Origin of the sequence: Streptomyces agglomeratus (assembly GCF_001746415.1) — a bacterium.
Taxonomy (GTDB): domain Bacteria; phylum Actinomycetota; class Actinomycetes; order Streptomycetales; family Streptomycetaceae; genus Streptomyces; species Streptomyces agglomeratus.
The window spans coordinates 7,554,636-7,566,388 of the sequence record NZ_MEHJ01000001.1; the positions used below are offsets into that span (position 1 = coordinate 7,554,636).

Below are 11,753 nucleotides of genomic sequence, written 5' to 3' on the forward strand. Positions count from 1 at the left end.
TGCGCCCCGGCTGCGTGGTGTTGAACGCGGAGTGCTCGAACAGGGCGTAATGGTCCGCGGGGCACTGTTCCGCACCCTGGGCCTCGATCACGCGCACGGCGGTGGTCGCCGAGGTGAGGCGGGTAGAGGTCACCGTGTCGTTGAAGCCCGGCATCATGGTCCGCTTGGAGCGCGGCGGAACCTTGACGCACGAACCGTTCGCCCCGGCGTCTCGGTACAGCTCCAGGGTGAACTCGGTGTTGTTGATCACGGAGCTCGTCGCGTCCGAGAAGCGGTACCCGTCCGCATGCAGGTCGGTAACCGGTTCATCGGCGGTCAGGACCCTTCCTCCGCGCGGGTTGGTGTTGAAACCGACGTGCTCGAACAGGGCGTAGTGCCCGGAGGGACACTGCTCCTCCCCGATGCCTTCGTTCACCTTGACTGTCACGGGCGTTGACCTTCCCATCACGTGTTGGGGGCCGCCGGCCTGCCAGGCGCAGCGGCATCGACAAGGCCACCCATTCCATCGCGATATCGGGCGGAACCAACTTTCAGCCGTACGGCTGACCGTCCCCTCCGTTTGCCGAGGACGGACCGCACGCCCACCGTCTGCGTGCCCCTCTCCCGTTCCGACTTCTTCGCGCCCTGCCGGGCCGGGGACAACACCCGCTGGGCACCCCCGTCGCACCGGGCGGCGGCGCGGCGGAGTGTCAGGCGAGGGCTGCGGCGGTCAGGGCGAGGGCGGAACCGGCGAAGACCACGGTGTGGCGGGCGTTCTGAAGGGTGCGCGTCCACGCGGGGAAGGCGCCCTCGGCCGCGTTGAGGAAGGCGGGGACGTCGATGTTCAGGAGCTCCGGGTCGCCCTTGCGGCGGAAGGCGTCGCGCACGGACTTCACGGCTCCCAGCTGGCTTTGCAGTATGAGGACGTTGGCGACGAAGGCGATCGAGGAGAAGATCCACGTCAGGGTGGTGCCCAGCGGGCTGCCGGCCAGGTTGAGGGCGGCGGCGGCCAGGCTCGCGGCGGCGAAGGAGCCGGGTGCCCACCACTCGTGGCCGCTCGCGTCGAAGCGCAGCTTGTTCTCCTCCAGGACGGCCGGCCGCACGCCCTGGCGCCGCAGTTCGGTGACGGCCGCGGCCTTGGCGACAGCGCCGAATCGGTGGCGCAGCACCGGGATGCTGACGAAGGCGGCGGCGACGAGGGTCTGGGCGACGGCGGCGACGGTGTTCACGAGTGTCTCCTTCTGGGAGCTCGGGAGCGACGGTCTCGCCACCCCTCGGACTTGCACTTAGTTCAAGTTCCGACGTCGAGAACTCTAGAGCCGGAGTTTGCGCAAGAGGCCAGTCGTACTCAGCGTCCTGGGCGTCCGCGGCATCCGAAACGGCCGAAGCCGAGGCCCGGGTCGCCGACCCGGGCCTCGGCTGCCGCTTGAGCGTGCGTCAGGCCGCCCTGCGACGCGCGCGCGCCTCAAGGCCGTCCAGGAGGGACTCCAGGCCGAAATCGAAGGTCGCGTCCGGGGCTTCGGCGTAGTCCGTACCGGCGTAGGAGCCGATCCGATCCCGCAGGCGGGGGAACCCGGACGCGGCCTCCACGGCGTCCTTCATTACGGCGCCGAACGCCTCGTCGGCGTCACCGCCTTCACGCTCGATCCTGCGGATGAGCGAAGTGGTGGCGGCGGGACCTGTGGCGTTGCCGAGGACGTAGGTGAAGACGGCGCCGGCCGCCCGGTCGGCCTGCGGTCCGATGAAGCCGGCCTTCTCGTAGACGGCGAGTGTGTGGTCGTCGTGGCGGGCCTTGCCGGTGCCGTGGAAAAGGTGGGTGGCAAGGGCCTGCACCAGCCAGGGGTGGCGGGTGAACATCGCGTACAGGTCGCGGGCCATGGCGGTGGCGGCGGCGCGCCAGTCGACCGCATCCAGGTCGGGCAGGCGGATCTCGTCCCACACCTGGTCCCCGGCAAGTGTGAGGAGGTCGTCCTTGTTCTTGACGTGCCAGTAGACGGCGGTGGCGGCGGAGTTCAGCCGCTTGCCCAGGGCGCGCATGTTGAGGCCCTCGAGGCCGTCGGTGTCGAGCAGCTCGACGGCGGTGCGGACGATCTGTTCGCGGGTCAGCGTGTCACGTGGCATGGCCCCACGGTAGACCGCCGCACTTCGCCGCCTGCACATAGTGCAAGTCGTCGGGGGCGCCCGCAGGGGGACGCGTGGGGACCCGTCGGCTTCTCGCGCCGCCGCGCGCGCCGTTTGCGCGCCCGCCACCCGTGGGGAGTCAACGTTGCGTGCTTGATCCGCAGCGGAGAGTAGCGAATCCGGGGCGAAGTCACTGAGTAAGGCAGCGGCGTGCCTGCGCGCGTGCGCTGTTCCGCCGGGCAAGAAGGGAAGACATGCGACTCATGAGGTTCTGGCCGGCAGTCGCGGCGACCGCTGCCGCACTCGCCTCTCTGGCCGTGCCCCCGCCCGCCCTCGCGGCTGCCCCAGCCGCTGATCACTACGAATGGGTGGCGCTGGGTGACTCCTATACGGCCGGCATCTTCACCGGGGCGCGCGGCGAACGGCCGGACGGGTGTGAGCGGACCCCGAACGCCTACCCCGACCTGGTGAACCAGGAGCTCACGGAATTTCCCCCGGGGCAGGCCGTTCAACTGCGTGACGTCAGCTGCGGCAATGCCGCGATCCCTCACATCACGAGGGAATCGCAGACCCCCATCGGCGCGGGTCATTGGCCGACCCCTCGAAACCGTCCGGGGGATGGGCTCCCGTAGCCCCCCAGATCGAACGGGCACAGGCCGGCGAGCAGACCGATGTGATCACGATCGGAGTCGGCGGAAACAGCCTGCCGTTCGGCGAGATCTTCAGCCGGTGCCTCACTCTGGGCGCCGACAACGGCAGTGGCCGCCCGTGCCGGGACTACTACGAGGACCCGAAGCGCGGCGTGGAAACCCTGGACGAACGCCTCTCACGGATCCAGGACGAGTACATCACGATGCTCGCCGACGTCCATGAGAAAGCCCCGAACGCCAAGGTGATCACAGTCGGTTACCCGTCACTGCTGCCGGCTGAGGCCGGCGCCTGCGGCTACACGGACCCCACCGAGACCTTCACCATCGCCCCCGGAGACATCCCCTGGCTGCGCGACATGGAGGAGCGCCTCAATCAGACCATCCGGAACCTCACCAACTTCTTCGGTGACCGCTACGTCGACACGTACGCGTCCAGCCAGGGCCACGACGCGTGCCAACCCGGCGAAGAGAAGTGGATGGAAGGGTTCTGCGGCACCGTGGCACCTGAGAGCAACTGGCCGGCCGGGCAATGCGCCGGCCTCGGCCCGGAGCACCGCCAGACGTTCTTCCACCCCAACACCCAGGGCCACACCGCCATCGCCCAGCATGTCGAGCGAGTCATCCGCCTCGCACTGCTCGAACGCTGACCCTCGACGTCGCCCACGTCGAGAACCGGCCGGTCGTCCGCCGGAACGCCCAGTCGCCAACGGACGTCCTGTGCGAGGGAGTTCCGGGGAGCCGGGGCCGCCTCGCGCAGGAACGCGGCCCCGGCCGGCCGCGATCGCGTACGGCCCCGTGGGAGCTGGTGCGTGCCAGTGCGCTGTGGCCGGCCCCTGTGCGAGGCGCTGCCGCAGACGCAACAGGCGAGGGATCCGAGGGATCAAGCTCAGAAGCTGCTCAAATCTTCTGGGGAACACGAACAGGGGATCGGCGCATTCGTAGGGTCGGGATCATGACCACCAGCGGTTTCCACACCCTGCACATCCCCGACTCGTCGAAGGCCGCCGCGGGGGCCGCCCTGGACGCGTCGACCGAACTCGACGGCTTACTGCCCGACAACGCCCCCGGCCTGTACGGGGAGTACGGCGCGAAGCATCTGCGCAACCACCTGCCGGCCGCTGTTCTCGGCGCACTCGCCCAGTGGCGGCACCGGCCCACCTCCTGGCTCACGCTCACCAATTTGCCCGGCCCCACGCGTCCCGTGCCCACCCCCACGGACGGGTTCTGCGACGAATCGCTCCTGCGGGTGCCCAACCTGGTGCACTTCGGCCTGTTGCGGCTCCTCGGCCTCACCCCCGTCGCCTACCAGTGGGAGAACGAAGGGCGCTTGATCAGGAACGTGGCCCCGCGTGCCGCGGCGGCTCGCGCTCTCACCTCGTGGGGTTACGGGCAGCAGCTCGACTGGCACACCGACGACTCGATACTCGATCACAGGGCGGATGCCGACCCCGCCCGGTCCATCCCGCACTGCCTGTCCTTCTTCGGCATGCGCAACGAGGAACGGGTCCCCACCGACCTGCTGCCCGTCGACACCGTACTGGAGACCCTGTCGGCGGCGACCGCCGAGGCGCTGCGCCGCCCGGAATTCGCCGTCACCGCCCCCGAGTCCTACACCACCGCGGACAGCGGCAAGCCGCTGAGCAGGAGCGGCGTACCGATGCTCTGGACGCTGCCCGACGGCAGCAACGCTCTGCGGTACGGCCCCGGCAGGACGGCCGGTCTCACCCCGGGGGCGCGTGAGGCGCTGGAGCGTTTCGAGGACCGAGCGGCCGCCCTGCCGGGCTTCCCGGTCCTCGTGGAGGAAGGAGGGTTCCACCTGTTCGACAACCGCCGGGTGATGCACCGCAGAGTGCCGTTCGAACCGGCGGCGCAGGGCCGCGCGCGCTGGCTGCGGCGCTGCTACGCGCACCATGCCGCCGGCTGAACGGGTACGGGCGCACCACTGCCGGGTAACCGGCACCCCTTGTACCCGCGTCAGCACTCAAGCAGCTGACAGGAGTCACGCCAAGCACGCCCTGCAAGGGCCTCATGCCGGAGGGCCGCCCCTGCTCAGCTCCACCGTCGTGGTGACGCGTACGAGAGACGGTCGCCGGGGGGCCGAGCCGAAACCGAAGCGTACGGGGGGATCGATGGGGGCGAGCGTGCCGAGGCTGACGCCTTCGAAGGCGGCCACGGCGGTGGTCACCGGCCGGAGATCGTGTGCCCCGTACCATTCCCGCCGCCCGTGGCCGGCGCTGCCCCGTGTGCGTACGCCGGGAAGCAGCCTGGCGGGCAGGTCGACAAGCGCCGCCCAGGACGGCCGCGCGGCGAGGGTGCGGGGTACGGCGCGCAGCAACAGACCGACCGGGCCGCGGCTGCCGACGGTGAAGCGCAGGTGCAGCGAACCGGCTTCGACGGTCCAGGCCCTGCCCTCCACGTTCACCGCCACCGGAACGACCTGGACGGCGTCGAAGCCGTAGGTGTCGGCGACGAACGTCGCGAGCCGCTGGTCCGGTGCGAGCAGCAGGCGTTCGCCGTCCGGGCGTTCGATCATCACGTCGCTGAAGGGCCCGAACGGCGAGCGCGTCCAGTGCCCGAGCACCACGCGCGTACCGGAGGACGTACCAAGCCCCGCGATCCACCCCTCGAACCGCAGACGAGCCCTCTTCGGGTGACCGTTCACAGCCACGGAGTTCCCTCCCGCGCCCGTCGCCAATCCGCACGGCTTCCGGCTGCCGTCGGAGCTCCCCCCCGCGGAAGTTCAAGTATACGAATAATGATCAAGTACACGTCTATTGACGCGCCTGGGGTGAGCGCCTAGCTTCCGAGAAAGCGCTTTCTACCTTCGCGTGCGCTGCCGGACTGTCCGGCTCCGTTCATTTTGCTGAACCGATCGCGTGCCGCTCTTCGCCGGTGCCGGGCCCGGTCACTGCGCGTTCACCCCAATCCCTGGTCAGACGAGCCAATGAACTGGAGACGAACCATGGAGTTAAGACCCGTCATCGCGTGCGCCGGCCTGCTGGCCGGCGCACTGGTCGCGCTGTCCGGCAATACGGCCCAGGCCGCGTCCACCCGTTACGAGGCGGAAGCCGCCCCGGCGGTCTGCACCGGCGCCGTCGAATCCGACTGGGCCGGCTACTCCGGCAGCGGATTCTGCAACGGTGCCAACGCGGTCGGCGCCTACGCACAGTTCACGGTGGACGCCCCGGCCGCGGGCACCGCGACGCTGAAGGTCCGCTTCACCAACGGAACCAGCGCGGCGCGACCCGCGAACGTCTCGGTGAACGGTTCGGCGGCCACGTCGGCGTCGTTCGAGACCACCGGTACGTGGGGGACCTGGGTGACCAAGACGCTCACGGTGCCGGTGAGGTCGGGCAGCAACACCATCAGGCTCAGCCCGACCGCCTCCGCCGGCCTGCCCAACGTCGACCACCTCGATGCCGAGGTGGGCGGTACTGCACCGCCACCCTCGGGCTCCGCGCTGTACGTGGCGCCGAACGGCAGCGAAGGTGCGGCCGGCACGGTGTCGGCCCCGACGACACTCGCCTCGGCGATCAACCGCGTCACTCCCGGCGGGACGATCCACATGCGCGGCGGGGACTACCGCTTCTCGCAGACGGTCACCATCCCGGCGGGCAACAACGGCACTTCGGGCGACCGCACGGAACTGTCCGCCTATCCGGGCGAGACGCCCGTACTGAACTTCGCGGCCCAGAGCGAGGACCCGGCGAACCGCGGGCTCGCCGTGAACGGGTCGTTCTGGCACGTCAAGGGCCTCGTCGTCGAGCACGCCGGAGACAACGGGATATTCGTCGGCGGCAGCAACAACGTCTTCGAGCGCACAGTGACGCGCTTCAACCGCGATACCGGGCTTCAGCTCTCGCGCATGCTCTCCAGCACCCCCCGCGACCAGTGGCCGTCCAACAACCTTGTGCTGAGCGCGGAGTCGCACGACAACGCCGACTCCGACGGTGAGGACGCCGACGGCTTCGCCGCGAAGCTCACCGTCGGCTCCGGGAACGTGTTCCGCTACGCCGTGGCGCACAACAACATCGACGACGGCTGGGACCTCTACACCAAGACGGACACGGGACCCATCGGCCCGGTGACCATCGAGGACTCCCTCGCCTACGAGAACGGCACCCTGAGCGACGGCTCCCAGGCCGGGAACGGTGACCGTAACGGCTACAAACTCGGCGGCGAGGACATCGGGGTCGACCACGTCATCCGGCGCAGCATCGCCTACGACAACGGCAAGCACGGGTTCACCTACAACAGGAACCCCGGCACGATGTCGGTGTCGGACAACCTGAGCATCGACAATGCCGAGCGCAACTTCTCGTTCGACGCCGGCACATCGGTGTTCCGCAACAACGTCTCGTGCCGCAGCGCAAGCGGGACCAACGACAAGACCGTCGGCAACGCCGACAGCTCGAACCAGTTCTGGTCCGGCTCGAACGGGTCCCGGTGCTCCTCGTACAGCGGTGCCCTGCGGTGGTCCTTCGCCGCGGACGGCCGCCTGGCCGTGACCTTCGGCGGCGCCACGACCACGCCGTGACCTTCGGCGGCAGCACGACCACGCCGTAACTCCGGACCCGCCGCCCGGCCCGGCCATGCCGCCCAGCCGTCTCCAGCTCCTCACCGACGGCTTCCAGGCGGCAACGTGTACGGCGAACGGCCCTGCCGGCCCGTCCGGTTACTCCGGACGGGCCGGCCAGGTGCCGGGCGGCGGCCGTCCGCTTCCGCTAGAAGGCGTAGCGGATCCGCAGCCAGGGCGCGTGCGTCGCGACGAGGCGGCGCAGGGTCTCCACCGCGGCGGCCTTCTCCCCGTTGCGGTATCGGACGTTCCAGCTTCCGTTCTCGGAGCGCTTGGGCTGCTGGAGGTCCGGGCGCCACAGCAGGTCCTCGGCCTGGGGGTGCCAGGCGAGGTTGACGTCGTGCAGATCCCGGTTGTGGGTCAGCATGATGACCTCGGCGGCCGCCTGCTCCTTGACCGCTGACGGCAGAACGTCGTCCATACGGCGCAGCAGCTCGGCCCACGCGTCCTCCCAGCCCGGCCGAATGACGACGGGGGAGAGGTTGAAGTGCACCTCGTACCCCGCCTCCAAGAAGTCGGCCGCCGCGTCGATGCGCCGGTCGACGGGGCTGGTCCGGATGTCGAGCAGCCGTGAGTCGTCCGCGGGCATCACGGAGAAGCGGACGCGAGTACGGCCCTGGGGGTCCAGGTGCAGCAGGTCCGGGTTGACGAACTTGGTGGCGAACGACGCCTTGGCGGTCGGCCACTTCCGGAAGGCGCGGACCAGATCGGCGGTGTTGTCGCTGATCAGCGCGTCGACCGAACAGTCGCCGTTCTCCCCGATGTCGTAGACCCAGGCGTGCGGGTCGCACTGGTTGGCTTCCGGCTTGGGGCCCAGCTGAGCGACGTGGCGGCCGATGTGGGCGATGATCCGGTCGATGTTGGTGAATACGGTGATGGGGTTGGCGTACCCCTTGCGGCGCGGCACGTAGCAGTAGGCACAGGCCATGGCGCAGCCGTTGGACGCGCCGGGAGCGATCCAGTCGGCAGACCGCCCGTTGGGCCGTGTCGTGAGGGTCTTGCGCTCTCCGAGGACCAGCGTCTCGCTCTTCACCCGCACCCAGCGCTCGACGTTGCCCTCGTTGCCGTGCAACTGGGGGATACGCCAGTGCGAGTCCGTCTCCACCAGGCGGGCGCCCGGGAAGAGGGCGAGGATCTGCCGGCCCCGCAGTGAGGCCGCGGCTCCCGGCTCCGCGTGGATCTCCCGTACGGCGAGAAGCCTCCGGGCCTCGGCCGACTCGCGGAAGAGCGGACCGGGACCGGGGCGGGGATCGGTACCCGCACCCGTGCTCGCCGCCAGGTCGTCGAGGCTGAACAACGCGTCGTCGTCGGCGCTGCTGCGGGCATCTCGCATGATCACTCCGGGTAGCGTCCTCCGCGCCGTCCGGGCGCCGGCCTCACGCCGCTCCGCGGACCGCGCTCGCCGCTCGGACCGGGCCGGAAGGGGCCGGACGTAGGCGGCGGTGGAAGCGGCGCGGCTCTTCCACTGTACCGAGGCCGCCGTCCCGGTGCCCGGACCCGGACGGCGGCCCGGACGACGGACGGCGGCCCGGCTGCTGACCGGACGACGGACGAGGATCCGGACGGCGGCACTGCTCAAGCGCTCCGGCGGCTAGGTCTCGGCGCCACGGCCGTACAGGTCGGCGCGGCCCCCGGCCCCGAGCACGCCCGTCGCCTCCAGGTCGCCCCGCGCAGCCAGCCGGGGCATCTCCCTGCGCGCAATCCACGTCACCACCGGCGGCAGGGCGGCGCGCACCACCTGGACGCAGCGCAGCCACGACGGTACGTACACCGCCGCGCCGCGTCGCTCGATCGCCCGCGTCAGTCGGGCGGCAACGATCTCGACGGCGAACACCTTGCGCGCGGGCCTGGGCATGTGAGCACGCAGTTCGCGCAGGACCGCGTACTCGTCCGCGTCGTGCGTCATGTCTGTGTCGGTCCAGTTCAGGTAGGCGATGCCGACGCCGACCCCCGCGTGCGCGTACTCCGCCCGCAGCGAGTGGGCGAAGGCCTCCACACCCGCCTTGGAGGCGCAGTACGCACTCATGAGCGGTGAGGTGCCCATCGACGCGAGCGAGGCGATCTGGAGGTAGTAGCCGTGGGTGGTCAACAGGTGGGGGAGAAAGGCCCGGGCCGTGATGGAGCTGCCGATGAGGTTCACCTCGACCACCCGGCGCCAGGTCGCCGGGTCGGACTGTCCGAAGGGGCCGCCCTCGGCGATACCGGCGTTGGCGACGACGACGGAAGCGGCGCCGAAGCGGTCCGCGACCTGCTCCGCCACGCGGGCCATCGCACGGTCGTCCGTTACGTCGACTTCCCAGCAGTGCGCCTCCGTCGGCAGCGACTCCGCGATCCGCGCGAGCCCGGCCTCCTCCCGGCCCAGCAGGGCGACACGCATGCCCCGGTCGGCCAGTGCGCGCGCCAGACCGGCGCCGACTCCACGGGCGGCGCCGGTGACCACCGCCGTGCGGCCCCTGAGGGGCGTCACGGCTGGTTGCGCGCTTGCTCGGCGGCCTGCGAGGCGGCGCCGGTCTCCGTCGAGGCCCCGGCGGTGGACAGGCGTCCGCCGCTGTTCTCCAGGTGGGCACGGACGAACCACTGGAAGAGTTCCAGGCCGCGCAGCTGTTCGATGAGCATGTCCTGGGTCACCGGGTCCGACTGCTCGGTGGCCTGCATGGCCGCGCGGTGCTCCTCGATGACCGACGTGTAGACGAGGTCGAGGGCGCCCAGGTGCCCGAGGGCTTCGGCCCGGCCGAGGGAGTAGTCGTTCCAGTGGCGCTCCGCGACCAGCGCTCCGGGCGTCCCCTTGGGCTCGCCGCCGAGAGTGGAGATCCGCTCGGCCAGGTCGTCGGTCATCGACCGGACCTGCTCTACCTGGGGATCCAGCATCTCGTGCACCGCGATGAAGTGAGGACCGACGACGTTCCAGTGGATGTGTTTGAGGGTGAGGGCCACGTCGTTGAGGGCGTGCAGCCGCATCTGCAACAGCTTGATGATCTCGGCGCTGTTCTGGGCCTTCATGCCGGGGACTGTGTAGTTCGGGCCGGATGCCTCTGAGGTCACGATCGCTCCTTGTCCACGCGGGGGTGCGTTCAGGCGACCATCCGGGTCGCCTTCCCGCATGCCGGGACCGCCTTCCGTGCAGCCCGGCTCCGGCACTCCACCCGTTCGGAGGTGCGCCGTGACGGTGCCACGGGCCGACGGGGCTGCGCTGCCGCGCCGCCGCGCGTACCGGCGGTGGCTGTCCGGCCTGCGGGTAACCGCCGCCGGGGCGAGCATGAAGGTGTGTCCGGCGCTGTCCGGCGTCCGGCGCACACGAGAGTGCCGAGAGACGACCCGCGAGAGACGACCCGCGAAGGCGAGGGGCCGTATGGCGAAGAAGGACAGGCTGGACAAGGGGGACAAGGTCGCCTGGAAGAGCCACGGGAAGACCGTCACCGGCAAGGTGAAGCGGAAGATCTCCGAGCGGACCAGCGCCGCGGGCCGCACGGTCGACGCCTCGGATCAGGACCCGCAGTACGAGGTGGAAAGCGACAAGTCGGGGCGCTCGGCCGTTCACAAGCCGTCCGCCCTGCGCAGGAAGGGCGGCAAGTCGTGACAGCGTCCCACGCGGCGGGCGAACGCGACGAGATCGTCGAGCAGTTCAAGGAAGCCGTCAACCTGCCGCCGGCCGAACTTGACAAGTGGCTCAGGAGCGATGAGTCCCAGAGCGTGGGGCAGCGGGAGAACGACGGCGAGAGCGTCGGCCACGCCTCCGGCCGGCGCATCGTCGAACTGCTGCGCACCAAGAAGGCCGACCTCACCGACGACGACCTTGCCCACATGCGCAAAGTCGTCGGATACGTCCACCGGCACCTCAAGCAGCGCCCGAGCGGCGACGTCACCGACACGCGCTGGCGCTACTCCCTCATGAACTGGGGCCACGACCCCGAGCGCTGAGCGGTTCGATCCGTGGGCCACGGACGTCTGCCGGTACGGCGACGGGTCTCCCGCCGAGCCTTCCCCGAGGCCCGCGGAATTTCTCCCACCCGGCTGCATCCGCTACCGCCACCGTCCGGGAAGTAGCGGTAGCCGACAGCACAGCGAGCGTCGGTGAGGGAGCGAAGATCATGGTTGGTGCGCCGGCGCCGATGCTGGTGATCCGTCCGGCCGTCTCGTGCGTCGAGGCCGGGGTAGCGGTCGTCGCGGTGACCGGGCCGGTCGTGGCCCGGTCACCGCGTGGCACGGCACGGCTCGGGCAAGCGGCGACGGGCTCCGCCACGCGGGCGGTGCGGGGAAACCCGCCCCTGATGCCGGGAGCGGGCAGACTCGGCGCAGCGGCGCACGCGGGATTCGCGGGATTCGCGTGCGACGCGCCATTGGTCGTCCCAAGGGGCGAAGAAACCCGCGTCCTGCACGAGGAGGGCGTTTGAGTCAGCAGCGGACCGATGCCGATGCCGATGCCGATG

Annotated in this window: 12 protein-coding genes and 1 pseudogene; 6 read left to right on the forward strand and 7 right to left on the reverse strand. The window is 70.3% G+C overall.

The features are described from left to right. Positions 1 to 193: 193 nt before the first annotated feature. From AS594_RS48020 to AS594_RS33070, 3 genes and pseudogenes are all read right to left on the reverse strand, one after another. Positions 194 to 445: pseudogene (locus AS594_RS48020) on the reverse strand (peptidase inhibitor family I36 protein); the annotation flags it as partial. 244 nt (positions 446 to 689) lie between these two features. Next, on the reverse strand, positions 690 to 1,208 hold the full coding sequence (locus tag AS594_RS33065; protein ID WP_069935693.1) for a hypothetical protein: 519 nt from the start codon (positions 1,206 to 1,208) through the stop codon (positions 690 to 692). Between the two features lie 208 nt (positions 1,209 to 1,416). Further along, a complete protein-coding gene (locus tag AS594_RS33070; protein WP_069935694.1) occupies positions 1,417 to 2,100 on the reverse strand; it encodes a TetR/AcrR family transcriptional regulator in 684 nt (227 codons plus the stop codon). Positions 2,101 to 2,773: 673 nt separating this feature from the next. Here AS594_RS33070 and AS594_RS46450 point away from each other — a divergent pair. Both AS594_RS46450 and AS594_RS33080 read left to right on the forward strand, forming a co-directional pair. After that, on the forward strand, positions 2,774 to 3,397 hold the full coding sequence (locus AS594_RS46450; RefSeq protein WP_240509138.1) for a GDSL-type esterase/lipase family protein: 624 nt from the start codon (positions 2,774 to 2,776) through the stop codon (positions 3,395 to 3,397). A gap of 305 nt (positions 3,398 to 3,702) precedes the next feature. Then, positions 3,703 to 4,674, forward strand: coding sequence for a TauD/TfdA family dioxygenase (locus AS594_RS33080; RefSeq protein ID WP_069775058.1), 972 nt, complete (start codon positions 3,703 to 3,705; stop codon positions 4,672 to 4,674). A gap of 102 nt (positions 4,675 to 4,776) precedes the next feature. On the opposite strand, the gene AS594_RS33085 is transcribed toward AS594_RS33080, so the two are convergent. Beyond that, on the reverse strand, positions 4,777 to 5,418 hold the full coding sequence (locus AS594_RS33085; RefSeq protein ID WP_069775056.1) for a hypothetical protein: 642 nt from the start codon (positions 5,416 to 5,418) through the stop codon (positions 4,777 to 4,779). 294 nt (positions 5,419 to 5,712) lie between these two features. Between AS594_RS33085 and AS594_RS33090 the strand changes: the two genes are divergently transcribed. Further along, positions 5,713 to 7,287, forward strand: coding sequence for a carbohydrate-binding protein (locus tag AS594_RS33090; RefSeq protein ID WP_069935695.1), 1,575 nt, complete (start codon positions 5,713 to 5,715; stop codon positions 7,285 to 7,287). Between the two features lie 187 nt (positions 7,288 to 7,474). Here the strand turns inward: AS594_RS33090 and AS594_RS33095 are convergent, their stop codons facing one another. The 3 genes from AS594_RS33095 to AS594_RS33105 form a co-directional block, all read right to left on the reverse strand. Then, positions 7,475 to 8,659 carry a spore photoproduct lyase family protein gene (locus AS594_RS33095; protein WP_069936029.1) on the reverse strand — a complete coding sequence of 395 codons (1,185 nt, stop codon included), beginning with the start codon at positions 8,657 to 8,659 and terminating at the stop codon, positions 7,475 to 7,477. Between the two features lie 258 nt (positions 8,660 to 8,917). Then, the gene (locus tag AS594_RS33100) at positions 8,918 to 9,793 is read right to left on the reverse strand and encodes an SDR family oxidoreductase (RefSeq protein ID WP_069775052.1); all 876 of its coding nucleotides are present in this window, start codon (positions 9,791 to 9,793) and stop codon (positions 8,918 to 8,920) included. Beyond that, on the reverse strand, positions 9,790 to 10,326 hold the full coding sequence (locus AS594_RS33105; protein ID WP_420877909.1) for a Dps family protein: 537 nt from the start codon (positions 10,324 to 10,326) through the stop codon (positions 9,790 to 9,792). The genes AS594_RS33100 and AS594_RS33105 overlap by 4 nt, the downstream gene beginning before the upstream one ends. Positions 10,327 to 10,675: 349 nt before the next feature. Between AS594_RS33105 and AS594_RS33110 the strand changes: the two genes are divergently transcribed. From AS594_RS33110 to AS594_RS44020, 3 genes are all read left to right on the forward strand, one after another. Next, a complete protein-coding gene (locus tag AS594_RS33110; RefSeq protein WP_069774944.1) occupies positions 10,676 to 10,903 on the forward strand; it encodes a hypervirulence associated TUDOR domain-containing protein in 228 nt (75 codons plus the stop codon). After that, positions 10,900 to 11,244, forward strand: a complete 345-nt coding sequence (locus AS594_RS33115) for a DUF3140 domain-containing protein (RefSeq protein WP_069774943.1) — start codon at positions 10,900 to 10,902, stop codon at positions 11,242 to 11,244. The genes AS594_RS33110 and AS594_RS33115 overlap by 4 nt, the downstream gene beginning before the upstream one ends. Before the next feature lie 170 nt (positions 11,245 to 11,414). Next, positions 11,415 to 11,717, forward strand: a complete 303-nt coding sequence (locus AS594_RS44020; protein WP_141746816.1) for a hypothetical protein — start codon at positions 11,415 to 11,417, stop codon at positions 11,715 to 11,717. The last annotated feature ends 36 nt before the right edge of the window (positions 11,718 to 11,753 follow it).

Excerpts from the sequence above, each read along its gene's own strand:
- AS594_RS33070 (WP_069935694.1), bottom strand. The coding sequence starts at position 2,100 with ATGCCACGTGACACGCTGACCCGCGAACAGATCGTCCGCACCGCCGTC.
- AS594_RS33080 (WP_069775058.1), top strand. The coding sequence starts at position 3,703 with ATGACCACCAGCGGTTTCCACACCCTGCACATCCCCGACTCGTCGAAG.
- AS594_RS33090 (WP_069935695.1), top strand. The coding sequence starts at position 5,713 with ATGGAGTTAAGACCCGTCATCGCGTGCGCCGGCCTGCTGGCCGGCGCA.
- AS594_RS33095 (WP_069936029.1), bottom strand. The coding sequence starts at position 8,659 with ATGCGAGATGCCCGCAGCAGCGCCGACGACGACGCGTTGTTCAGCCTC.
- AS594_RS33105 (WP_420877909.1), bottom strand. The coding sequence starts at position 10,326 with ATGAAGGCCCAGAACAGCGCCGAGATCATCAAGCTGTTGCAGATGCGG.
- AS594_RS33110 (WP_069774944.1), top strand. The coding sequence starts at position 10,676 with ATGGCGAAGAAGGACAGGCTGGACAAGGGGGACAAGGTCGCCTGGAAG.
- AS594_RS44020 (WP_141746816.1), top strand. The coding sequence starts at position 11,415 with ATGGTTGGTGCGCCGGCGCCGATGCTGGTGATCCGTCCGGCCGTCTCG.